The 23,779-nt window shown below is 32.5% G+C and carries 21 protein-coding genes; 15 read left to right on the top strand and 6 right to left on the bottom strand.

Translation table 11 applies throughout. The annotated features are described in order from the left end of the window. Nucleotides 1–40 precede the first annotated feature (40 nt). A complete protein-coding gene (ccsA, locus tag ASC72_RS12420) occupies nucleotides 41–3,253 on the bottom strand; it encodes a cytochrome c biogenesis protein CcsA (RefSeq protein ID WP_056191161.1) in 3,213 nt (1,070 codons plus the stop codon). Nucleotides 3,254–3,554: 301 nt separating this feature from the next. On the opposite strand from ccsA, the gene ASC72_RS12415 reads away from it, so the two are divergent. The 15 genes from ASC72_RS12415 to ASC72_RS12340 all read left to right on the top strand — a co-directional run bounded on the left by ASC72_RS12415 (nucleotide 3,555) and on the right by ASC72_RS12340 (nucleotide 20,005). Further along, a complete protein-coding gene (locus ASC72_RS12415) occupies nucleotides 3,555–5,243 on the top strand; it encodes a glycoside hydrolase family 28 protein (RefSeq protein ID WP_056191159.1) in 1,689 nt (562 codons plus the stop codon). A 152-nt stretch (nucleotides 5,244–5,395) separates the two neighbouring features. Then, on the top strand, nucleotides 5,396–6,157 hold the full coding sequence (locus tag ASC72_RS12410) for a Rossmann-like and DUF2520 domain-containing protein (RefSeq protein WP_056191157.1): 762 nt from the start codon (nucleotides 5,396–5,398) through the stop codon (nucleotides 6,155–6,157). Then, nucleotides 6,141–6,668, top strand: coding sequence for an HAD family hydrolase (locus ASC72_RS12405; RefSeq protein WP_056191155.1), 528 nt, complete (start codon nucleotides 6,141–6,143; stop codon nucleotides 6,666–6,668). The genes ASC72_RS12410 and ASC72_RS12405 overlap by 17 nt, the downstream gene beginning before the upstream one ends. A gap of 79 nt (nucleotides 6,669–6,747) precedes the next feature. Beyond that, nucleotides 6,748–7,674, top strand: a complete 927-nt coding sequence (locus ASC72_RS12400; RefSeq protein WP_082564299.1) for a geranylgeranylglycerol-phosphate geranylgeranyltransferase — start codon at nucleotides 6,748–6,750, stop codon at nucleotides 7,672–7,674. Further along, nucleotides 7,667–8,251 carry a Maf-like protein gene (locus ASC72_RS12395; protein WP_056191153.1) on the top strand — a complete coding sequence of 195 codons (585 nt, stop codon included), beginning with the start codon at nucleotides 7,667–7,669 and terminating at the stop codon, nucleotides 8,249–8,251. The genes ASC72_RS12400 and ASC72_RS12395 overlap by 8 nt, the downstream gene beginning before the upstream one ends. An 11-nt stretch (nucleotides 8,252–8,262) precedes the next feature. Next, entirely contained in the window at nucleotides 8,263–8,793 is a 531-nt protein-coding gene (locus ASC72_RS12390) for a mechanosensitive ion channel domain-containing protein (protein WP_056191151.1), read from the top strand. A gap of 117 nt (nucleotides 8,794–8,910) precedes the next feature. Beyond that, complete coding sequence (locus ASC72_RS12385; RefSeq protein ID WP_056191149.1) at nucleotides 8,911–10,023, top strand: AI-2E family transporter; 1,113 nt, start codon at nucleotides 8,911–8,913, stop codon at nucleotides 10,021–10,023. Between the two features lie 119 nt (nucleotides 10,024–10,142). Further along, a complete protein-coding gene (locus ASC72_RS12380; protein ID WP_371258455.1) occupies nucleotides 10,143–11,921 on the top strand; it encodes a hypothetical protein in 1,779 nt (592 codons plus the stop codon). Between the two features lie 194 nt (nucleotides 11,922–12,115). Beyond that, the gene (locus ASC72_RS12375; RefSeq protein WP_056191146.1) at nucleotides 12,116–12,637 is read left to right on the top strand and encodes a hypothetical protein; all 522 of its coding nucleotides are present in this window, start codon (nucleotides 12,116–12,118) and stop codon (nucleotides 12,635–12,637) included. A gap of 223 nt (nucleotides 12,638–12,860) precedes the next feature. Beyond that, the gene (locus ASC72_RS12370) at nucleotides 12,861–15,392 is read left to right on the top strand and encodes a PIG-L family deacetylase (RefSeq protein ID WP_056191144.1); all 2,532 of its coding nucleotides are present in this window, start codon (nucleotides 12,861–12,863) and stop codon (nucleotides 15,390–15,392) included. 124 nt (nucleotides 15,393–15,516) lie between these two features. Next, nucleotides 15,517–17,241 (top strand): sodium:solute symporter, encoded by a 1,725-nt coding sequence (locus tag ASC72_RS12365; protein ID WP_056191142.1) that lies wholly within the window; start codon nucleotides 15,517–15,519, stop codon nucleotides 17,239–17,241. A gap of 11 nt (nucleotides 17,242–17,252) precedes the next feature. Beyond that, the gene (locus ASC72_RS12360; RefSeq protein ID WP_056191140.1) at nucleotides 17,253–17,939 is read left to right on the top strand and encodes a hypothetical protein; all 687 of its coding nucleotides are present in this window, start codon (nucleotides 17,253–17,255) and stop codon (nucleotides 17,937–17,939) included. Between the two features lie 17 nt (nucleotides 17,940–17,956). Next, the gene (locus ASC72_RS12355) at nucleotides 17,957–18,448 is read left to right on the top strand and encodes a hypothetical protein (RefSeq protein WP_056191138.1); all 492 of its coding nucleotides are present in this window, start codon (nucleotides 17,957–17,959) and stop codon (nucleotides 18,446–18,448) included. A gap of 410 nt (nucleotides 18,449–18,858) precedes the next feature. Next, entirely contained in the window at nucleotides 18,859–19,314 is a 456-nt protein-coding gene (locus ASC72_RS12345) for a hypothetical protein (protein WP_056191134.1), read from the top strand. 61 nt (nucleotides 19,315–19,375) lie between these two features. Then, entirely contained in the window at nucleotides 19,376–20,005 is a 630-nt protein-coding gene (locus ASC72_RS12340; protein ID WP_056191132.1) for an MCP four helix bundle domain-containing protein, read from the top strand. 1 nt (nucleotide 20,006) lies between these two features. Here ASC72_RS12340 and ASC72_RS12335 read toward each other — a convergent pair whose 3' ends face one another. From ASC72_RS12335 to ASC72_RS12315, 5 genes are all read right to left on the bottom strand, one after another. Beyond that, on the bottom strand, nucleotides 20,007–20,420 hold the full coding sequence (locus ASC72_RS12335; protein WP_056191130.1) for a nuclear transport factor 2 family protein: 414 nt from the start codon (nucleotides 20,418–20,420) through the stop codon (nucleotides 20,007–20,009). A 2-nt stretch (nucleotides 20,421–20,422) separates the two neighbouring features. Then, nucleotides 20,423–20,947, bottom strand: a complete 525-nt coding sequence (locus ASC72_RS12330) for a TetR/AcrR family transcriptional regulator (protein WP_056191127.1) — start codon at nucleotides 20,945–20,947, stop codon at nucleotides 20,423–20,425. Nucleotides 20,948–21,219: 272 nt separating this feature from the next. Beyond that, the gene (locus ASC72_RS12325) at nucleotides 21,220–22,062 is read right to left on the bottom strand and encodes a DUF2911 domain-containing protein (RefSeq protein ID WP_056191125.1); all 843 of its coding nucleotides are present in this window, start codon (nucleotides 22,060–22,062) and stop codon (nucleotides 21,220–21,222) included. A gap of 70 nt (nucleotides 22,063–22,132) precedes the next feature. After that, complete coding sequence (locus tag ASC72_RS12320; RefSeq protein WP_056191123.1) at nucleotides 22,133–22,795, bottom strand: HAD family phosphatase; 663 nt, start codon at nucleotides 22,793–22,795, stop codon at nucleotides 22,133–22,135. Between the two features lie 162 nt (nucleotides 22,796–22,957). Further along, nucleotides 22,958–23,674: a ThiF family adenylyltransferase gene (locus ASC72_RS12315; protein ID WP_056191121.1), complete on the bottom strand. Its 717-nt coding sequence runs from the start codon at nucleotides 23,672–23,674 to the stop codon at nucleotides 22,958–22,960. Nucleotides 23,675–23,779 lie beyond the last annotated feature (105 nt).

The following is a 23,779-nucleotide window of genomic DNA, read 5'->3' as shown; positions in this document are numbered from 1 at the left end:
GAACCTTTTTTATGAATTAATAATTACACTTTATAATTATCTATTTTTTGATTTTTTTGCTTTTATAATATTTACTGTATTTCGGATAAGTAACAATTCCAATTAAAGATATCGTTCCTAATGAATACCAAATCCAGCTTAAAGAATGTGCTTCTCCACTTGCATACGAGTGTAACCCAACCAAGTGAAAGTTTACACCATAGTAAGTAAACAAGATAGAAATAAAAGCATACATACTCATTAAATTAAAGAACCATTTTCCTCTTAAAGAAGGAACAAAACGAGCGTGAATCACAAACGCATAAACCATGATCGAAATCAAAGCCCAGGTTTCTTTTGGATCCCATCCCCAGTAACGTCCCCAGCTTTCATTGGCCCATTGTCCTCCAAGGAAGTTACCAATAGTTAACATGATCAAACCAATTGTAAGCGACATTTCGTTGATATAAGTAATCTCTTTTATGTTTAATTCCATTTTGGCTTTGTTTTTCTCATTGGTAAAGAAAATCAATATCAGGGCTACAAAACCTAAAATCATTGAAAGTGCGGTAGGCCCGTAACTTGCCACAATTACTGCAACGTGAATCATTAACCAATACGAATTTAAAACAGGCTGTAAATTAGCAATTTCAGGATCTATCCAGTTGGCGTTTGCTGCCATAAAAATCATCGAAGTAACAAATGCTGCAGATGCAACCGTAAGTTTTGATTTTCTGTCAAAAGCCAATCCGAAGAACATTGTTGACCAAGCCACATAAACAATTGCTTCATAAGCGTTACTCCACGGTGCGTGACCCGAAATATACCAACGTGCAATTAATGCAACGGTATGAAATGCAAATATTAGCCCAATTAAAATATGAAAACCATTTACAGTAATGCGTAAAAACTTTTTATCGAAGAAAATACTAAATAAAGTAAAGATCAACATGAAGATACCCGAAAGCGAATACCAATAAAACATTTTTGGTAAAATATTGTATTTGTTATAGGCGATTTCAAGATCTATTTTCCTTTCGCTTGGGCGAACTTTACTTCCAAATTTCTTCTGAAAACCATCAATACTTTCTACTAATTGATCAGCAGTTTTAAAATCTTTAGAAATCGATCCATTATTAAGCGCGCTGAAATATAAAGGTAAAATTTGCTTCACATAAGTAGCATCCATTCCCTTTAAACCTGCATGTTCAATTTCTAAATAAGAAATCCATTTGTTATTTGGATCATTTGGAATCGGGAAAATTCTCAAAATACTTCCGCTTAAGGCAGATTCCATTAAGTTTACCTTTTTATCGGTTTCAATAAAATCTTTCTCAAAACTATTCGGATTTGCTGCTTTATACGCCGCATCTAAATATGGTGAAAGTTTATAGTTTCCGTTTTCATCAAAAAACTTGACAAAGGGTGCCAGTTTTGCTTTTCTGTCAATACCAATAATTTTACGAATACTATCGTCTTTTGTATTAAGATAAATGATCGGAACTTGTATCCAAACCTGAGCGTATTGCGTCATAGACAAAAATACCTGATCAGAATTCATTCCATTATAAGTGTCACTTTGGCTAACTTTTCTCAATAATTCAGATGAGAAAGTATTAATAGGTTTCATTCTACCACCTGCATCCTGAATAATCAATCGACCAAATTTGGCTGCATGCGCTTCCGGGACTTTATAGATCGATAATAATGAATCTAATTGTTTCTGACTTGGAGCAGCTGTAACGTGATTCGCATGATCGTTTGGATCTGTTGTATGATTGTGATCATGACCAGGCGTATGAACATGTGGTGCCTGAGCAAAACCGCTCAAACCGATCATTAAAACCAAAATAGTAATTAGCTTTTCTTTTTTCTCTTTTACTTTCTCCAATTTTCGCTTAAGATCTGCAAAACGAGAACCTTTAGTGAACATAATGGCCATTAATCCGAAGAATAACATAAAATAACCTAAATACGTAATTGAAGTTCCCCAGAAATCATGGTTTACAGATAATACGGTTCCTTTTTCATCCGGATCAAATGAAGACTGGAAAAAACGATATCCTTTATGGTCTAATACATGGTTCATATAAATTCTGGCATCAAAGGTTTCTGATGAATCCTGAACGGTAACTTTGCTTTCAAAAGCCGAATAACTTTTCTCAGTTCCCGGGTATTTAGTAGCAATAAAATCGTTTAGTTTTACTTTAAAAGGCAACACATATGCTTTACTTCCGTAGAATAAACTGTATTCTATTTTTCCAATTTTAACTGTTTGTGGCTCTCCTACTGAACCTTTAGAACCTAAAAGACGTACTTGTTTTTCTTCTCCATCAGCTTTTACTTTTACAATTAAAGCATCATGATGAGATTTTGCTTTGAAGTCATTATTAGATTCATAATCTATAATTCCTCTAACAGCCGGGTCCGGAAAAACAATTCGGATATCACCAATACTGTATAAAGAACGCATCATTAAAGGTTGCACATTATCTTTTGTAACAGTTCCTTTCAATTTATCTGCCATTCGCATAAATTCTCCTTCAAATGGCGTTTGAATTGTATATTTTTCTCCGGTTGTCGTAATATTGATAGCGCCGTCAGTTTGTTTATTCAAAGCAAATAGAACATTATGGATATTCTGAACTTCACCTTCTTTCAAATAATGTTCTTCACGTCCTCCCGCTCCTGCTTCAACTAATTTCAAATATAAAGTTCCTTTAGGATCTGGTTTTACTGTTTCTTTAGCTCCCATAATGTAGTTTACGTAAGTAACTTCAAAAGGAGTTTCGTCAAATTGACCTGAAAGAGTAAAATCATTATTGGTAACAGGCGAAAACAAAAGGCTTTTTTCAAAAACCCTGCGTTTCATTTCGCCTTTGTATTCTCCGTCTGCAAAAACAGTTAAGAATGTTTTATCAGAATAAATTTGATTCTCTGCAGCGCCTTCACGAATTGGCATCATACCTTCATAGCTAATATAACGCGTAATAAAAGCTCCTAAAAGAATAAAGATAAAGGCAATATGTAGTAATAAAGTTGCCCATTTTTCTTTTCTTAATAGTTGGTAACGTTTGATGTTTCCGAAGAAGTTAATCATGAAAAAGACCATTATAGCCTCGAACCATTTGGTATTGTAAATTAAAATTCTGGCAGTATCAGTATTGTATTTACTTTCGATAAAAGTTCCAACACCCATTGCGATTGCGAATGTTAAAAAAAGAACGGCCATTAATCGTGTAGAAAACAAAAAAGAGAATATTTTTTTATCCATTTCTGAGGAATTACATTGTATAAAAGTGCCACAAAAGTACTTAAAAATGTTGAGTTCCAATATTTGCCTTTTGTTAATAAAAACCAAAAAAGGCTAGTTTCATTTTTAAATTTCATTAACAAACCCGAATTAAATAGAATTCAATAATTTCTTTGATAGTAAATATTTTTTATTAGATTTGTGTAATCGATTACATTGTAAATTTGTTTTTTATTGGAGCTATTTTTTTACTATCATTAAAAAATCAACTTATTTATAAGAATTGTTTCTACTAACAACCAAACTTCATATAATTAAAAGCATGAAAACTAAACCTATTAACTTATTTTGTATTGCTCTAACCATTTTACTAGGAAACTGGTCAACTAATACAATTGCCCAAAATTCACAGCCTTACGATTCGTACGAAAATATTGAATTTAAAATGGCAAAAATTCAAGAGCCAAAAATCCCAAATAATACCGTAAACATAAAAGAATTTGGTGCTATTAACGGTGGTTATGTTTTAAACACTAAGGCTTTCGCCGATGCCATAGATGCCGTTTCAAAAAAAGGTGGTGGAAAAATAATAATTCCACCAGGAATCTGGCTTACGGGTCCGATTATCTTAAAAAGTAATATTGAATTGCACGCTGAAACAGGTGCATTAATAAAATTTTCAACCGATAAAAGTTTATATCCTATTATTCAAACCAGTTTTGAGGGATTGAATACCTGGCGTTGCATCTCTCCTATTTACGGTAAAAATCTTGAAAATATTGCTTTTACAGGAAATGGTGTTTGGGACGGTTCAGGAGAAGTTTGGAGACAAGTAAAAAAGAGCAAACTAACCGAAAGCCAATGGAAAAAAGTAATTGCTTCTGGAGGTGTTTTAAATGATAAAAAAGAAAGCTGGTATCCATCTGAGACTTTTATGAAAGCTTCTGTTGGAGCCGATCAAAATGTACGTCTTGATTTAAAAACCAAAGAAGAATTTGAAGCTATTCATGACTTTCTTCGTCCGGTAATGGTGAGTATCCAGAATAGTAAAAGAGTTCTTTTTGACGGACCGGTTTTTCAAAATTCTCCGGCATGGAATATTCATCCACTTATGGTTGAAGATTTAATTGTTCGTAATGTTACCGTTAGAAATCCGTGGCATTCTCAAAACGGAGATGGACTTGACGTTGAATCATGTAAAAATGTATTGGTAGAAAATTCTAGTTTTGATGTAGGTGATGACGCGATTTGTATCAAATCAGGAAAAGATAAGGATGGTCGTGAAAGAGGTGTTCCGTGTGAAAATATAATTGTAAAAAACAATATCGTATATCATGGACATGGCGGTGTAACTGTTGGAAGTGAAATGTCAGGCGGCGTAAAAAATCTTCACGTTTCAAACTGTACTTTTATGGGGACGGATGTTGGACTTCGTTTTAAAAGCAACAGAGGACGTGGCGGAGTAGTTGAAAATATCTTTATTTCGGATATTTTTATGACTGATATTCCATCTCAGGCGATTTCTTTTAATCTCTATTATGGAGGAAAATCTATAGAAGAAACATTGGCAGAAGGAGATACTAAAATTAAAACTCAGGTAATTCCGGTAAACGAAGAAACACCTCAGTTTAAAAATATTTCAATCAAAAATATTACGATTAAAGGGGCACAGCAGGCTGTATTTTTACAAGGTTTACCAGAAATGAATCTGCAAAACATCGAACTTTCTAATTTGATTATAACCGCTGATAAAGGGTTTTCTATAATTGATGCTAACGGAATTAAAATTACTAATGCCAAATTAGATATTAAAAATCCGACGATATTCGAAATATACAATGGTAAAAATATGGTTCTGAAAGATGTTGAATTCAACTCCACTTCGCCAAAAGCCGTTATAATTGATGGTACTGCAAGTGAAAAAATAGAATTAATTTCTTCTAAAAAAACAGAATATGTTAAAAAAACAACTATTAGCGAAGCCGTTTCAAAAGGCGCCGTAAAACTTTAAACGCACTAAAATTTAGAATAAACCCGTTACTTATAATTAGTTAAGTAACGGGTTTTTATTTTGTGTAAAAATTTAAATAATTAAGAGGTTTTTAAATGAAGGACAAACTGGTAAAAACAACCTACTTTAAAAAATAATCTTATTTTTGCTTTATGATTCGAATAACGTTAATTGGTTCAGGAAATGTTGCGCAGCATTTGATAAAAGCTTTCTCTAAAAGTGAAGCTGTCGAAATTGCACAAGTATTTTCGAGAAAAAAAGAAACTTTGGCTTCTCTAATTGATTATGATAAAATTGTAAATGATTTTGAAAATTTAAAAGAAGCTGATTTATATATTATTGCTGTTTCAGACAATTCAATTTCAGAAGTTTCACAAAAAATACCGTTTAACAATCAACTTGTGGTTCATACTTCGGGAGCAGCTTCCATCGAAACGTTAGACGATAAAAATCGTAAAGGCGTTTTTTATCCCCTTCAAACTTTTTCAAAGAATAAAGACATTGATTTTTCTGTAATTCCGATTTGTCTGGAAGCTGAAAATACATTTGACTTTCGTGTTTTGGAAACTGTCGCCAAAAGTATTTCAAATGCCGTTTTTCCAATAAATTCAGAACAACGAAAAGCATTGCATGTAGCAGCCGTTTTTGTGAATAATTTCACGAACCATTTATATCAGATTGGTCAGGAAATTTGTGATGAAAATCAGGTTTCGTTTGAGATTTTGAAACCCTTGATTCAGGAAACTGCTGAAAAAATAAAAACTTTAGACCCAATTGATGCACAAACAGGACCTGCAAAACGCAATGACTCCAGTACAATTAAAGCACATTTGAATTATTTAACCACAGAAAATCAAAAGAATATTTATAAAATACTAACACAATCTATACAGCATAATGGCAAAAAGTTATAAAGAAATAATGAATGACATCACAACGTTTATTTTTGATGTTGATGGTGTACTTACAGACAGTTCAGTTTTTGTAACCAATGAAGGAGAAATTCTTCGCACAATGAATATTCGTGATGGTTATGCCATGAAAGCAGCTGTAGAAAGCGGCTATAATGTCTGCGTTATTTCTGGCGGAAGCAATGAAGGCGTTCGCGTTAGACTTCGTAATTTAGGGATTACTGATATTCATTTAGGAACTCCTGATAAAGTAGAAACCTTTAAGGAATACACCGATATTTACAATATAAAACCAGAACAAGTATTATACATGGGCGACGATATTCCTGACTTTCATGTCATGAAATTAGTTGGATTACCAACCTGCCCACAAGATGCAAGCCCTGAAATCAAAAATATCAGCCGTTATATCTCACACGTAAAAGGAGGAAGAGGCGCTGCACGTGACGTAATTGAACAAGTAATGAAAGTGCAGGGAAAATGGATGGAATATTTTAACGGAAAACATGATTAATAATGGTTAATTGTGAATTATTCATTCAATAAAACCTTTGAACCTTTGTCTCTCTGAACCTTTGTAACTAAAGAAAAAAATGAAATACCTCAAACTCATTCGGTACCAAAATCTATTGATGCTTGCATTTATGCAGCTATTATTTCGTTATTCATTTTTAAAACAACAAGATATTCAATTAGCTTTAACTGATTGGCAATATGGATTATTGGTTTTAAGCACCATTTTATTGGCCGCTGCGGGTTATGTGATTAATAATATTTTTGATGTTGCCTCAGACACCATCAACAAGCCAAATGATGTTGTTATTGGGAAAGGAATTACCGAAACACGTGCTTATAATATCTATTTCGGATTAAATATTACGGGTGTTGCGATTGGATTTTATTTGTCAAATGTGATTATGAGACCTGGTTTTGCTACTATTTTTATCTTAATTGCTTCTTTGCTTTATTTCTATTCGACAACTTTAAAACAGATCATGCTTTTAGGGAATTTTGTCGTAGCATTACTACTTGCTTTAAGTGTTATTATCATTGGTATTTTTGATATTTTTCCAGCAACAGATGTTGACAATCAGGCGCAAATGGCGAGTTTGTTTTCAATATTAATTGATTATGCGTTGTTTGCTTTTATGATTAATTTTATTCGTGAAATAGTGAAAGATATTGAAGATGTAAATGGCGATTATAATCAAGGAATGAATACGTTACCAATTGCAATTGGAATAAGCAGAACCGCAAAAATTGCCTTGGGATTTGCTATTGTTCCGTTTATATTATCGTTGCTTTATATCAATAAATACTTTGTAGAAAACGATCTTCTTATTGTAACTTTATATGCCTTTGCTTTTGTTTTAGCTCCTCTTTTGTATTTCATAGTAAAAATATTTAGTGCAAAATCACAAAAAGATTTTCATCATTTAAGTACCGTTTTAAAATTGATTTTACTTTTCGGAATTTTATCAATAGTAGTTATTACCTTAAATATCAAATTCAATGCTTAAAGAAAAATTAAAAAAATATACCCTGATTCTGGCTTCTGGCTCGCCACGAAGACAGCAATTTTTCAAGGATTTAGATTTGGATTTCGAAATTAGACTGAAAGATGTTGAAGAAATTTATCCGCCTGAATTAAAAGCGGTTGAGATCACTGATTTTTTAGCCCAATTAAAAGCAAATGCTTTTGAAGGTGAACTCAAAGAAAATGAAATATTAATAACCAGCGACACCATTGTATGGCATCAAAATAAAGCTTTAGGAAAACCTAAAAATGCTGATGAAGCTTTTGAAATGATCAGATCAATGTCAAATACCTCTCACGAAGTTTTTACATCAGTTTGTTTTAAAACCAACACTGCTTCTACTCTTTTAAATGATGTTACTAAAGTAACTTTCAATGATTTATCTGACGAAGCTATTTTGTATTATATAGAAAATTACAAACCTTATGACAAAGCTGGTGCATATGGCATTCAGGAATGGTTTGGTTTTATGGCAGTTGCAAAAGTTGAAGGCTCTTACACCAATGTTATGGGATTACCGACAGCAAAAGTTTACGAATATTTGAGTACTTTAGTGTAAAAAAATAATTTATGTTTTCTTTTAAAGAATATAGTCAGGAAATAGTAACAACTATAATACTTCTTTTAACCCTGGCGGCTTTAAGAATTATTGTTGCCAAATTGATTCGTCGGTACGCTAGCAGCAGTCAATTATTAGAACATCGAACAAATTTAGTGATCAAATACATTCATATTTTGATGAATATTTTGGTTACGATAAGTTTGATTATCATTTGGGGCGTTAATACCGAGGATATTTTTTTTACGGTTTCCTCCGTTACAACTGTTATTGGTGTTGCTATGTTCGCGCAATGGTCTATTTTGAGCAATATTACTTCTGGGATGATTTTGTTTTTTTCGTTTCCTTTCAAAATTGGTGACACGATTAAAATTCATGATAAAGACTTTCCAATTGAAGCTGAAATCGAAGATATTAGCGCTTTTCATGTCAACTTAAGAACCAAAGAAGGCGAAAGAATCATTTTTCCAAATAATCTATTACTCCAAAAAGGCATTTCTATTATGCCAACGCATTACGAAGACAAAGAGTTTTTCGATTAAATGTGAATGGGAATTTTATAACGTTACTACAGAAACGTACAACGCTGTTTTTGGAAAAAATAAGGAAATTTGTTTAGATCTTATTCCGATTTCTAAACCTAATTTTTTACTACCAAAATGATTCGTTCAGTCAAATTGCCTTTTTATGCAAAACTTTCCCTTATACTTGTAAGTTTAATTTGTTTTGCTGCAATATTCTGCATTGGAAAAAATATTATTACACCTGTATTAATGGCCTTTTTATTTGCCGTTTTATTACTCCCTATTTTCACCTTATTAAATGTAAGATTTAAATTTTCACGGCATCTTGCTGCAATAATTTGTGTCCTAACATTTGCCGCGCTTATTGTTGGAATCCTAGTTTTTATCTCTTATCAGGTCAAAGATATTGCCAACGATTTTGATGCCATAAAGAAAAACACCAATTATTTTATCACTGAGGTTCATAAATTTATAAAGGAGAATTTTCATATTAGCATTGGCGAACAAAAAAAATACATTGATACCGTAACAAAAGATTCAGTAAAAAATGGAGGTGCTGGTACTGTTAGTTCGGCGATATTATCAATTACAGATCTTCTTCTAGATTGTACTATCATCCCTATTTACACTTTCTTGTTTCTACTTTATAAAGACCATTTTATTCTTTTTTTGGCAAAATTAATTAATAAAGAAGATCACCCTGCCCTAAAAGATATTCTTGCACAAATTAGACTTTCAATAAACAATTATATTGTCAGCTTATTATTAGAAATGATTGCAGTTTCAATTCTTACGGGTTTAGGCCTGTGGATTGTGGGTGTAAAATATTTTATTCTGTTAGGATTAATAACCGGAATATTAAATTTGATACCTTATATAGGAATAACAATTGCGGGTGTGATTAGTCTTTTAGCTTCCTTAACCGCAACTCCTGAAACTTCAGTAATTTTAAGTATTTTACTTGTAAATGTTATTGTTCAGTTAATCGATAATAATCTGCTTGTGCCTTTAATAATTAATTCAAAAGTAGAGATCAATGCTTTTGTATCTATTATAGGAATTATTGTTGGGGGTGCTGCTGCAGGAATTTCGGGTATGTTTTTGGCAATTCCGTTACTGGCAATTTTAAAAATTATTTTTGAACGAATCGAATCTTTAGAACCGTGGGGCTATTTAATGGGCAATCATATGCCAAGAAAATTTAAGTGGCAGATTAGAAAAGCTAAAATTGAATCGAAAATAAACTAATAACAAAAATGTTACTCTTATTTTACTTATATTCATATAAAAATCCTCTTGTGCAGCAAAAAAATACCTGAATGTCTCTAATTAAAAAAATAGTTTTTTTTATCTCATTATGCTTTTGTATGCAAATTACTCAAGCACAGATAAATACTAAAAAAGAAGACGGTAAAGGTAAAAAAGATAGTACTGAGATCTATACAAAGATTCAGAACTACTCTAAGAAAAATAAATTTACTCAAACACTTCATAAACTTTTATTTAGAGCAAAAAAACCTCGAAAAAAGGAAGATTTTATTGTTCCTCAAGATACTGCTGATTATAGTGGGAAAATTATCCGTCGAATAAACATTGTAACATTAGATCCTTTTGGACATTCTGTTACAGATACCACGCAGGTACCTCGAAATTGGGGCGAAAGAACAGGAAACAGGCTGCACCTAAAAACGAAAAAGATTGCTATTAAAAATCTATTATTATTTAAACGAAATTCCGTTTATGACAGTTATAAAGTACAGGAATCGGAACGTTTGATTCGTGCTCAAAAATATGTGACTGCAGTTCGAATAACGCGTCAGGTAGTAGCCTCTGATTCTATTGATATTACTATTCGTGTTTTAGACTCCTGGAGTACTATTCCGAGATTTTCTATTTCGAGCAATCGGGTTTCTGTTGGATTTAAAGAGAAAGATTTTTTTGGGTCTGGTCAACAATTAGAATACCGTTTTACCAATCGTTTTGATGACGGAAGAAACGGTAATGATGTAACGTATACCGTACCGAATATTAAAAATACTTATATTGGAGCAACCTTACATTACAATATTGATCTTGACAATAATTATTCTAAAACAATAAATATTGAACGTCTATTCTATTCTCCTTTAACCAAATGGGCCGGTGGCGTATATGTAGGACAAGATTTTAGAAAAGATACTTTACAGGCACCAGATATGACTTATGAATATCAGCCTTTTAAATATAATTTTCAGGATTTTTGGGCTGGAAAAGCATCTAAAGTATTTGAAACTGAAAATGGTGGCATAACCAATCTGATAGTTTCAGCTCGTTTTCTAAATGTGAACTTTAGTGAGAGTCCATCAGATTTGTACGATCCGACGAATTTTTATTCGGATCAAAAACTAATTTTATCAGGAATTGGACTCAATACCAGAAAGTTTATCAAAGACAGTTATATTTTTAGAAACGGGCAAACTGAAGATGTTCCTATTGGTCGAATTTATGGAATTACACTCGGTTATCAGTATAAAAACACATTTTGGCGGCCTTATATAGGCGGACAATTTTCTTTTGGAAATTATTACAGATGGGGATTTTTCAGTACTAATTTTGAAGCAGGTACTTTTTTTCATCAGTCTAAAACCTACGAAACAGCATTTGCAATTGAGAGCAATTATTTTACAAAACTATATCGTATAGGAAATTGGAAGCTAAGACAATTTGTTAATCCGAGAATTGTTATTGGAGTAAATCGTGAAGATATCATTGGAGATCAATTAAATATAAACGAACGAAATGGTTTAGCCGGATTTAACAGTGCTGTATACGGAACAAATAAAATGCTTCTATCTCTTCAAACCCAAACTTATTCTCCTCACGCACTTTGGGGATTTCGTATGAATCCGTTTTTTAATTATTCAATTGCAGTATTAGGAAGCCCAAATAATGCGATGGGGCGAAATAAAGCTTATTCTAAAGTGACTCTTGGCTTGGTAATCAGTAATGACTATTTAGTTTTCAGTTCTTTTCAATTGTCATTGTCATACTATCCAACTATACCATTTGAAGGCGATAATGTTTTCAAAACCAATACATTTGAAACTACAGATTATGGTTTACAAAGTTTTGAACTTGGAAAACCAAAAATTGTGGATTATAAATAAAAATGAAATATTTTTCAGTTTTATTTCATTTTCTAAGCATTTCAAAACAGATTAAAAATCAGATATTTACAAAAAACATAACCTAATATCGATCGATAAACTGCATGTTTTATCCGACCAAATGTATCTGTTTTTTATTTTTGGCACAGTATATGGATATCCCTAAACAAGAATAACATTAAATCTTAAAAAAAATGAAAACAATAAAAATAGCAATCGCCGGATTATTCCTTTTGGTTGCAAATGCAACACAAGCCCAAGTATCAATTAATGTTAATATAGGAACACCTCCAGCTTGGGGTCCTTCAGGATATGCTGAAACAGAATATTATTATTTGCCAGACATTGAAGCATATTACGACGTAAGAGCATCACAATTCATTTATTTTGGTGATGGAAGATGGGTTAGAACAACTTATTTACCAAGACAATATAGAAATTATGATTTATATGGAGGTTATAAAGTAGTCTTGAATGATTATCACGGTAGAACTCCATATACATACTTTGATCGTCATAGAGTAAGATATTACAAAGGATATCATGGTGCGCCACAAAGACCTTATAAACCAAGACCTGTTTATGGTTATAGTGATCGTCATGATAATCACAGAAATTATAAACATTATGATAAGCATGATCGTCATGATGATCACCATGACAGACACGACAAACATGATAGACATGATGATGATCATGGACACGGACGAAGATAAATATTTGCTAAATAGTTATTTAAAAAAGAGTATCAAAAATTTGATACTCTTTTTTTTTGCATGTATAGTTTCTCCTAACTCTGTTAGATTTTATCTGGCAGCTTTTTTTGGAATAAATTTTGTTGAAAGAAAGTCAATAACTAAACATTAACATTTCATTTAAATAGTGTTCAACAATATAATTACTATTTTTGAACCTCTTTCAAAAACACCAAAATACGCTATGCGAAAAATTCAGTTACAAATTCTTCTATTTTTTTTAACCGGAATTTCAATTTCTTTTGCACAACAACCACAAAAACCAAGTTCTGTTGAGATTTATAATCAAATAAAAAAACTTAACTTTTTAGGTTCGGTTTTATATGTTGCCGCTCATCCTGATGACGAAAACACACGTTTGATTTCTTATATGGCAAACGAAATGAATGCCAGAACCGGTTATTTGTCATTGACACGTGGCGATGGAGGTCAGAATTTAATTGGTCCGCAATTGCGTGAATTACTTGGTGTAATCAGAACGCAGGAATTAATTGAAGCCCGAAAAATTGATGGTGGAGAACAGTTTTTTTCCAGAGCAAATGACTTTGGTTTTTCAAAAACGCCGGATGAAACTTTGCAAATCTGGGATAAAGACAAAGTCCTTGCTGATGTTGTCTGGACAATACGAAAATTTCAGCCAGATGTAATCATTAATCGATTTGATCATCGTTCGCCAGGTACAACGCACGGACATCATACATCATCAGCGATGTTAAGTGTCGAAAGTTTTAAACTGACCAATGACCCTAAAGTATATCCCGAACAATTAAAATATGTAAAACCGTGGCAGGTAAAAAGACAGTTTTTTAATCCGTCCTGGTGGTTTTATGGAAGCCAGGAAAAATTTGACGCTGCCAATAAATCAAAATTTACCAAATTAGAGACTGGTGTTTATTATACCGGTATCGGAAAATCAAATCAGGAAATTGCCGCTTTAAGTCGAAGCCGTCACCAGTCTCAAGGTTTTGGAAGTACTGGCGCTCGTGGTGAAGAAACAGAATATCTGGAACTTATCAATGGCGAAACTCCAACAGAAAGAGATGATTTATTTGATGGAATCGATACTTCATGGAACCGTGTTAAAAACGGTAAACCAATTGGAGAATTAATTTCAAAAATCATCTCAAAGTACGATTTTAGCAATCCATCAGCAAGTATTCCGGATTTGGTAAAAGCGTATACCATGATCGAAGCTTTAGATGATGATCATTGGAAACCTTTAAAGGCTACAGCAATAAAAAACATTATTGCCTCTTGCTCTGGCTTATATCTTGAAGCTGTTGCCAGCGAACAGGAAGCAACGCCTGGAAGTATTATTAAACTAAGTCTTGAAGTGATTAACAGAAGTCCTGTGGAAATGCAATTGACAAGTGTAACTTCTTTACCGGATAACAAAACAACAGTTCAAAATAGCATTCTAAAAAATAATAACGACCAGAAAAGTATTCTTCAAATACAACTTCCGGAGAATTTAGAATACACACAGCCGTACTGGCTTAAAGAAAAAGCGACTGTTGGAATGTACACGGTTTCTAATCAGGAAAACATAGGGATTCCGGATATTATTAGAGAAGTAAAAGTTGTTTTTAATATAAAAATTAATGGAATTGAAATTCCGTTTGAACGCAATGTTGTTTACAAATACAATGACGGTGTAAAAGGCGAAATGTATAATTTCCTTGATATTGTACCAGAAGTTACGACTTCAATTTCAGAAAAAGTATTGATTTTCAAAGATACCAAAAGCAAAATGATTCCGGTAAAAGTTCGCGCCGGCAAAGATGTTATTACGGGAAAATTGCAATTAGAATTGCCGAAAAGCTGGGTAGTTTCGCCAAAAGAGATTGCATTTTCTTTAAATAAAAAAGGGAATGACCAAACCTTTTATTTTGAAGTTACTCCTCCCTTAAATCAGGAAGAAACTGTTGCAAAAGCGATTGCTATTGTTGACAGCAAACGTTTTGACAAAGACGAAACAATTATCGATTATAGCCATATTACCAAACAAATGGTTTTAAAACCAGCTGAGTCAAAATGTATCCGAGTTGATTTAAAAACTTCTGGTGATGCCATTGCTTATATTATGGGTGCTGGTGACGAAGTTCCGGAAAGTTTAGCCCAAATGGGATATAAAGTTACCATTTTGAAACCCGAAGAAATTACGCCTGAAAGACTAGATTCCTTTAGTACTGTTATAACTGGTGTCCGCGCTTACAATACCGTAAATGCTTTGGCCAACAAACAAAAAATACTTTTTGATTTTGTGAAAAGTGGTAAAAACATGATTGTACAGTATAATACATATGGCAGAATGGTAACCGATCAGATTGCGCCTTATCCGTTAAAAGTATCAAACGATCGTGTAACGGAGGAAAATGCCAAAATTACTTTCCTGGCTCCAAATCACCCTGTTTTAAATACACCTAATAAAATTACTGAAAAAGACTTTCAAGGCTGGACACAAGAACAAGGTTTGTACTATCCAAACCAATATGACCCTGCCTTCACTCCTATCATATCGTCACATGATAAAGGAGAATCTGCTAAAGATGGTGCTTTATTAGTCGCACCATATGGAAAAGGATACTATATTTACACTGGTTTAAGCTTTTTTAGAGAATTGCCTGAAGGTGTTGCTGGTGCATATAGATTGCTCTCCAATATCATCTCGTTAAAACAACCAATAGAAGCTCCTAAACAAGAATTAAAGAAATAAAAATCACAAAAAAATGGAAGCCAAAAAAGAAAAAAAATGGAAAAAAAGCTACACCTATGTTTTGGTAGCCAATGCCATTTACATCCTAATTTTTTTCTTAATCATGCAATTATATTCATAACCTATGCAACTATTTGACTGGATCGTACTTATTGTTACCCTTTTATTCATTGTTGGATATGGTTCCTGGAAAACCAAAGGAAGTAAAAACGTTGAAGATTTTATTCTGGGAAACAACGAAACGCCGTGGTATACTGTGGGACTTTCGGTGATGGCGACCCAGGCCAGCGCGATTACGTTTTTATCTACACCAGGTCAGGCTTATCATGACGGAATGGGGTTTGTGCAATTCTATTTTGGATTGCCAATTGCTATGATTGTAATTTGTGTGACTTTTATTCCGCTATATCATAAAAATAAGGTTTATACCGCCTATGAATTTCTAGAGAAACGTTTTGATGTTAAAACACGCTCACTGGCAGCAATTCTTTTTTTAGTGCAAAGAGGTTTAGGAACCGGATTAACTATTTATGCTCCGGCGATCATTTTGTCGGCACTTTTGGGGTGGAATTTAACCATTATGAACATCATCATCGGACTTTTGGTTATTATTTATACTTTTTCGGGAGGAACAAAAGCTGTAAACGTAACACAGAAACAGCAAATGTTTGTGATTATGTCGGGAATGTTTATCACCTTCTTTTTGATTTTGCATTACCTTCCAAATGATATGACTTTCACCAGCGCGATGCATATTGCGGGTGCGAATGATAAAATGAATATTGTTGATTTCTCTTTTGATCCGGAAGAAAAATATACTTTTTGGAGTGGAATTACGGGAGGTTTCTTTCTGGCCCTCGCCTATTTTGGTACAGATCAGTCTCAGGTTGGAAGATATTTATCCGGAAAATCGGTTCGTGAAAGTCAGATGGGATTAATTATGAACGGACTTTTAAAAGTTCCAATGCAATTCTTTATTTTATTGACCGGAGTTATGGTTTTTGTGTTTTTCCAATTCAATCCTGTTCCGCTAAATTTTAATCCGAATAATAAAATTGTAATTGAAAAATCGGCTTATAAAGAAGAATATCACGCTTTAGAGAAAAAACTGATTACGCTTTCAGAAGATAAAAAAGTAATCAATTTATTGTACATCGATCAGTTGAATCAGGATTACGACAATCCGATTTTGCGTAAAGAATTGGTAGCTTTATCTAACAAAGAAAAAGATCTTCGTGATCGTGCTAAAGAAATTATTTCCAAGGCCGATAGTAATAGTGAAACCAATGATAAGGATTATGTATTTTTCCATTTCATTCTGCATTATTTACCAAAAGGTTTGATTGGTTTATTATTGGCGGTAATTCTTTCAGCAGCGATGTCTTCAACGGCTTCGGGATTAAATGCTTTGGCTTCGACAACTGCAATCGACATTTACAAACGAAATCTGAAAACCGAAAAATCGGAGAAACATTATTTGAATGCAACCAAATTCTTTACTTTATTTTGGGGAGTTATAGCGATACTTTTCGCCTGCGTTGGAACTTTGTTTGAGAATCTAATCCAGTTGGTAAACATCATTGGGTCTATTTTCTATGGAACTGTTTTAGGAATCTTTTTAGTTGGATTTTATCTGCGCAGAGTTCAGGCTAAGCCAATGTTTTACAGTGCGATTATTAGTCAGATCACCATTTTTATCATCTATTATTTCATGATTTATACGCAGGAAAAACTAGGCTATTTATGGCTGAATTTTATTGGAGCGATGCTAACAATTATTTTGGCTTTATTGATGCAGGTTTTGTTCTTTAGAGGGAAGACTGATGATGAGGAAGTTGTTTTGGAATAATTAAAAATTATATGAAGAACATTTGGCTCATTTTGCTCTTATTCAATTTTAGTTTATGCTATCCACAATTTGCAATTATTACTGATCCTGATGGTTATGTCAATGTTCGCAGTTCTGAAAAAATTGCTAATAATGTTTCAGATAAACTTAATAATGGATTTATAGTTTATTATTTTGAACCGCAAGGAAATTGGGCTAACATTGATTATAAAAAAGGCGAAAAAGAATTGAATGGTTATATTTATAAAGACAAAATTAAATATATAACTGACTTTAAACAGATCCCATTAAAAAACAATCCAGATGGAAAAGTTATACTTGATAATGGGTCTGTAAAAATTGAAATTACTGAAACCAAATTTTTAAAAGAGAAACACAAATTGCAGTTTTTCAAAAGCAATTCAAGTCAACTTGATAAAATTGACAACCTGCCTCTTTTCGGAACTGACGGAGAAGTCCCAAAAAGAGAATATAAATCTATCCAAATTGAAATAAATAAAGTAAAAGTAGAAATACCACCATCAGCATTACAAAATTTATACGAACCTACTTTATTGAATTCAAAGGCGAATTATGATGAAGTAAATGATATTTTGTATATTCAGTCTTCAAATAGTGATGGCGCAGGTGCTTATGAGGTAATTGGGGTTATAGAAAAGAAAAAATATAAAACTAGAATTGAAGCTTTCGGATTTTAATAAGAAAACGGAAAATTATGTTTCAAAAATTAATTCTAATTCTATTGTTTAGCTGCTGTTTTCAGGTTAAATCTCAAAACTCACAAAATATCGAAGAAGACGAAAATAATTCAATTTCAAATCAACTTTATACAAAATGTTTTGAAAATCTAAATCAAGGTTCTGAAATTTTAGAAAAATATCCAGCGTTTAAAAATGCAAAAATATGCTCTATAATGTATTGTATTGCTTTATTAAGCTATGAAAAAGAAGATCTAAAACTTGTAGCTGAAGAAAGAATGAGAGGTATTGCGACGCAATTATTTAGAGAAGGAACCCCTGTCCTCTTAATTACGGGAATGGAAAGTTATGAAAGAGCACAAAAAAATAATGAAAACCTTGAAGATGATAATCATATAATATATATTAGTATAGCAGCTTGTACGGTTTCACAATTTGAAGCAAGAGCACGAGAGATTATAAATAAGCAAACTAAAACATTGATAAACAATAATAGTCTTAAATATTAATTTGTTTTACTAATTAAGATCAAAAAGAAACACCCAATCCTGAAAATAGTAAAACGAATATGGTTTCTTATTGCCATTTCATTTACAATTTGGTTGGTGTATTCTTATCAATCTAATGGAGTTTCAGATTCATTATTAAAAAGCGATGCTAAAATTTCAGTAAAAGACAACGGCGATTATTTTCTGTTTGAACCAAAACAAAAATTTAATAAAATCTTTATTTTCTATCCTAGTGCGATGGTTGATTCGGCCAGAATTTCGCGCGAAAAACAACAAAACGAAACTTTAAAATGTACACTAGGTTTTATAAATTAATAAACCTTTTAAAAATTTTATCTTAGAAAATCGAAATTTAAAAAATGGTTTTGTATCTTTTTACGGTCTAATTTAGCGCTAATAAAACACTAAAAATGAAACCATTAATTGTTTTAATTTCTGTTTTTTTATTGTCTAATCTTTTCATAAGATTTACATCTGATCAATATAACGTACTCTTAGCAGCGAGAATTGCGATGTGTGCCATGCTCTGTTTTACAGCTGTTGCTCATTTTGTTTTCACTAAAGGAATGTCCATGATGATCCCTCCTCAAATACCTTTTAAAACCGAATTGATCTATATCACCGGAGTAATTGAGATTTTTCTGGGAATCGGTCTTTTGATACCAGGTTTAAAAATATATGCTGCCTGGTCAACACTATTTTTTCTGATTTTTATGCTTCCTGCCAATATTTATGCAGCTGTAAAGCACATAGATTATCAAAAAGGTAGTTTTGATGGCAAAGGAATAACTTACTTGTGGTTCAGAGTTCCATTGCAACTTTTATTTATTGTGTGGATCTATTTAAGTACAATTAAAATATGGTAAATTTATAGTAATGTGAAATCCTCTATTTAAATTGTCATTAAAAATTCACAATATATTCATTATGAAAGATCTAAAAAAATACAGCAATAAAACAAAAGCTGCTTTCATTTTACTGATTGTGATGCTCATTATTTTATTGAGCAATTTTAATACGTTACGAAATTCTAAAAAAGTAAACGAAAACATCAATGCGATTTATAACGACCGTTTGATGGTATCCCATTATATTTTTCAATATTCTAAACAACTTCATTTTATAAAAAGTGAAGCCGAAAAACTGAATTTAAGCGATAACACTAAAAAAGATGAAATTATTCATACTTTAAAAATCGTTCACAGCATTGATGATTTGTATGCCAAAACAGTTTTGACAAATAAAGAAAAAGAACATTTTGATGTTTTTTTGGCATCGTGTAAAGAAATTAACAATCAGGTTGAAAATAAAAACTGGAATAAAATTGCTTTTGCCAGCGAAGAAGCCTTGAAAACTTTAGAATCGCTGTCTCAAATTCAGGTAAAAGAAGGCAAAGCAAAATTAGCCAGCGCCAACAAAATGTATAACGATAATAATAGTCTTGGTCAATTACAGATTGCATTGTTGATTATTTTAGGAGGAATTACTTTCTACCTCTTAATTGTAAAAAAGATCAAAAGAAATATTAAGATTCCTGAACCACCAAGTTTGAATTAATCTATTTCAGTTTTCGATCTTCTTCTTTAATACGAAGATCATTTATGCTTGCAAATCTTTTTTGCATTAAACCATTCGAATCAAATTCCCAGTTTTCATTTCCATAAGCTCTAAACCAGTTTCCTTCAGAATCCTGATATTCATATTCAAATCGGACTGCAATTCTGTTATCGGTATGTGCCCAATATTCTTTCTTCAATTTATAATTGATTTCTTTTTTCCATTTTTGAGTTAAGAAACGAACAATCTCTTCTCTTCCATTCACAAATTGATCTCTGTTTCGCCATTCGCTATCAACCGTGTAAGCTTTTGAAACTCGTTCGGGATCCTGACTGTTCCAGGCATCTTCAGCCAACTGAATTTTTTCTTTTGCCGTTTCTAAAGTAAAAGGTGGCAATGGTAGTTTTTGTTCCATTTTTATAAAATTAAAGTTTGAATGATTTTTTTTGATTGCTCAATTAGTTGGTTTGATTTGAATAACTGACTTTCGATTATACAACTCTCAAATAATAAATAAATATGATCTGACAGCAGTTCGTTATCTATAATGCTTTGAAAATAAGCTCTCAAATCGTATTTGTGACTCTGAAGTACATTTAGAATCTTAACGTTATCTGAAGGGATTTCAGAAAGTATATTTAAAAAACTACAGCCTCTGAAATTCTCCTTTTTATTCATAAAGATTAAAAAATCAAACGAACTCAAGACTTTTGGTTTAGTCTCTTTTTCATTAGAAGTAAACTGTTCCAATTGATTAAACCAGAAAGAATGACGCTCATTTAAAAAAGCAACACATAAATCTTCTTTCGATTTAAAGTGCTGATAAAAACTGGCTTTTGCAACTTTGGCCTCCTCAATAATCTGATTAATTCCAGTAGCATTATAGCCTTGTTGATGAAACAATGTAAATGTTTTTTCTAAAATTCGTTCTCTCGGTGACATTCAGATTAAATTTATGAATGGCAAATATACATCTTTTTTCAAACAACACAGACAAGTCTGTCTATGTGTTTTTACCCATACTATTCTCATTTCGACGAAGGAGAAATCACTCATGAAATTCGACAATGATTGTCGATTTACTTTGTGGAGTTACTAGTGTGATTTCTCCTTCGTCGAAATGACACAAAACTCAAAAAAAATTCCAAATTCCAAACTTTTACAAGCCTTGGAATTTGGAATTTAAAAATATTGGGATTTTGAAGTCTAAAGCATTATCTGCTCCACTCTGCAATACTATCTTTATTCATTTTTACGTAATCTTGATTCTTAGCAGTTTCAGCAGCAGCTAACGAAGCTTTTGCAGTTTCGATTGCACCTTTTTTATCACCTTGTTTTGCCTGGATTAATGATTTCAATCTTAAGATAAAATAGGGTCTGTCAGCACTCATATCTAAAGATTTGTCAACATATGTTCTGGCAGTTTCAATGTTTCCGTTTGATTGGAACAAATACTGTGCTGCAGCAAAATAATCATTTGCAGATGGTCCGGCCAAAACTTTATCAATACTTGCAGTAGCTGTTTTTGCTGTCGGAACTTCAAATTTCAAAGCTACATGAGAGTTTTCCCAAGCCATTTCTAAATATGCAAAATTTGGATCTAAGCCATTAATTCCAATTGTGAAAGTTTCAACAGGAGTTGGTAATGCATTTTCTTTAACCGTAGTTCTTAAAGCTACATAAGCATCGCTCCAGTTTTCCGGTAATCCCCAGTTGTCAGTTGAAAGATAGAAAATCACTTCCCAGCTTTCGATTTTAGGAATAGTGTAAATTGCATATTTTCCTTTTTTCAATGTTTTACCATCGATAACAACATCATCACTAAAATTAATAATTGTGTTTTCATTAGCACCCGTTCTCCAAAGTTTACCAAACGGAACTAAATTTCCAAATACAGCTCTACCTCTCGCCCCTGGTCTTGAGTACGTAACTTCAACATCTGTCAAACCAACAGTTTGTTTGATATAAGCTTTAGGACTCGCTTGTGGTGTTTTTATCTGAGCCTCTGTAGCAAAAGGTGCTATTATAATAGCTAATGCAATAAGTAGTTTTTTCATTATTAGGTTTTATTTGTTTTGTTCAAATTTACAAATTCAATTAGGTAACAAATGTTAAATTTAACTTAATTCAGGCGCCAAGCTGTGATATTTTTTCAGCAGTCAATTCATTAAAATGATTGATAATTAAATTAGCTTCTGACAAATCTTGTAATTTAGAATGATGACTATTGTAGCCGACACAATAAATCCCCGCTGCTTTTGCTGCTTTTACCCCATTTGTACTATCTTCAATGATAATACAATTCTCTTTTGGTGCAACAGACAATGATGCAGCATGTACAAAAATCGCAGGGTCTGGTTTTGATTGCGGAAAATCTTCGCCACTTACAATATGTGTGAAATATTGATGTAAATTAAATCTCGTAAAAACACGTTCGATCGTAACTTTTGATGCAGAAGAAGCCAGAATCAACTGGATACCGTTTGCATATAAATCCTTAATCAAATCTTCAACACCTTCCAGTAAATACAAATCTTCTTTAGTGTCAAAAGCATCATTAAAAATACTTCTCTTTCTCTGAATCAAATCTTCTACTTCATGTTCAATCACCGGAAAAAATCCTTTTAAAGTCTGAAATGTATTTCGGGTAGAAAATCCGGTAAACGAAGTATACATTTCTTCAGGTACTTCAATATTTAATTCTGAAAATTGTTTGTAATAGGAATAACGGTGTACGGGTTCAGTGTCTACAATTACACCATCCATATCAAAAATTACTGTTTTTATCATTCTTTTTAAGGTTCTAAGATTCTAAGGTTTTATTTGTTTCAGGTTTCAGGTTTCAAGTTGTATAACTTTGCGTTCATTGCGTAGACCCTTGCGAACTTTGCGGTTAAACAAGACAACGTATACAACCAGAAACAAAGAAAACTTGAAACTTGAAACAAGCATCTACTCTTTTTTAAGCAAGTGACGGATCACCGTTTCTGCGGCGTGAAGGCCAAATAATCCGGGCATATAACTATTAGTTCCATAGAACGATTTTTTGAAGTTTTTCCCATCGGTTAACTTTAAGCTTTTTTCATCCTGAATTTCAGAAGAAAAAACCACTTTCAATTTGTTGATTTTTACCGCTTTTAGACGTTTACGAATTGCCTTTGAAAAATAACAATTTATGGTTTTAGAAATATCGGCAACTTTTACTTTAGAAGCCAGCATTTTTCCGCCTGCACCCATACTGCTAATGATTTTTACTCTTTTGCGTTTTGCTGCAATGATTAAATTAAGTTTTGGTGTAATACTATCAATACAATCCAAAACATAATCAAATTCCGGAGAAACGATTTCAAAAGCTCTTTCCGGAGATAAAAATTCCTGAACGCGTGTTAGTTTCAATTCCGGATTTATATCCATTAAACGATCCCCAACAATAGTAATCTTTGGTTGTCCAACTGTTGAATGCAACGCTGGCAATTGCCTGTTGATATTTGTAATATCAACAACATCTCCATCAACAATAGTCATATTTCCTACTCCTGCTCTGGCCAAAAACTCAGCTGCAAATGATCCAACTCCTCCTAAACCCACTACCAAAACATTGGAGTTTTTTAAGTTTTCTAATCCTTCTTTTTTAAATAAAAGCTCGGCTCTTTCTGTCCACTCTGCCATAAAATCTTTTGTTATTTTGTTTCTTTTGTTTCAGGTTTCAAGTTTCAAGTTGCTTTCCACATCGGCTAACAGCGCTAGTTAAAGATTTCTATCAACTATCTTTAT

It is taken from the genome of Flavobacterium sp. Root420 (assembly GCF_001427905.1).
Lineage (GTDB): Bacteria > Bacteroidota > Bacteroidia > Flavobacteriales > Flavobacteriaceae > Flavobacterium.
This window is presented reverse-complemented; position numbering and strand designations above follow the sequence as displayed.

Coding starts and splice junctions, on each gene's coding strand:
- ccsA (WP_056191161.1), bottom strand. CDS start 3,253: ATGGATAAAAAAATATTCTCTTTTTTGTTTTCTACACGATTAATGGCC.
- ASC72_RS12415 (WP_056191159.1), top strand. CDS start 3,555: ATGAAAACTAAACCTATTAACTTATTTTGTATTGCTCTAACCATTTTA.
- ASC72_RS12410 (WP_056191157.1), top strand. CDS start 5,396: ATGATTCGAATAACGTTAATTGGTTCAGGAAATGTTGCGCAGCATTTG.
- ASC72_RS12405 (WP_056191155.1), top strand. CDS start 6,141: ATGGCAAAAAGTTATAAAGAAATAATGAATGACATCACAACGTTTATT.
- ASC72_RS12400 (WP_082564299.1), top strand. CDS start 6,748: ATGAAATACCTCAAACTCATTCGGTACCAAAATCTATTGATGCTTGCA.
- ASC72_RS12395 (WP_056191153.1), top strand. CDS start 7,667: ATGCTTAAAGAAAAATTAAAAAAATATACCCTGATTCTGGCTTCTGGC.
- ASC72_RS12390 (WP_056191151.1), top strand. CDS start 8,263: ATGTTTTCTTTTAAAGAATATAGTCAGGAAATAGTAACAACTATAATA.
- ASC72_RS12385 (WP_056191149.1), top strand. CDS start 8,911: ATGATTCGTTCAGTCAAATTGCCTTTTTATGCAAAACTTTCCCTTATA.
- ASC72_RS12380 (WP_371258455.1), top strand. CDS start 10,143: ATGCAAATTACTCAAGCACAGATAAATACTAAAAAAGAAGACGGTAAA.
- ASC72_RS12375 (WP_056191146.1), top strand. CDS start 12,116: ATGAAAACAATAAAAATAGCAATCGCCGGATTATTCCTTTTGGTTGCA.
- ASC72_RS12370 (WP_056191144.1), top strand. CDS start 12,861: ATGCGAAAAATTCAGTTACAAATTCTTCTATTTTTTTTAACCGGAATT.
- ASC72_RS12365 (WP_056191142.1), top strand. CDS start 15,517: ATGCAACTATTTGACTGGATCGTACTTATTGTTACCCTTTTATTCATT.
- ASC72_RS12360 (WP_056191140.1), top strand. CDS start 17,253: ATGAAGAACATTTGGCTCATTTTGCTCTTATTCAATTTTAGTTTATGC.
- ASC72_RS12355 (WP_056191138.1), top strand. CDS start 17,957: ATGTTTCAAAAATTAATTCTAATTCTATTGTTTAGCTGCTGTTTTCAG.
- ASC72_RS12345 (WP_056191134.1), top strand. CDS start 18,859: ATGAAACCATTAATTGTTTTAATTTCTGTTTTTTTATTGTCTAATCTT.
- ASC72_RS12340 (WP_056191132.1), top strand. CDS start 19,376: ATGAAAGATCTAAAAAAATACAGCAATAAAACAAAAGCTGCTTTCATT.
- ASC72_RS12335 (WP_056191130.1), bottom strand. CDS start 20,420: ATGGAACAAAAACTACCATTGCCACCTTTTACTTTAGAAACGGCAAAA.
- ASC72_RS12330 (WP_056191127.1), bottom strand. CDS start 20,947: ATGTCACCGAGAGAACGAATTTTAGAAAAAACATTTACATTGTTTCAT.
- ASC72_RS12325 (WP_056191125.1), bottom strand. CDS start 22,062: ATGAAAAAACTACTTATTGCATTAGCTATTATAATAGCACCTTTTGCT.
- ASC72_RS12320 (WP_056191123.1), bottom strand. CDS start 22,795: ATGATAAAAACAGTAATTTTTGATATGGATGGTGTAATTGTAGACACT.
- ASC72_RS12315 (WP_056191121.1), bottom strand. CDS start 23,674: ATGGCAGAGTGGACAGAAAGAGCCGAGCTTTTATTTAAAAAAGAAGGA.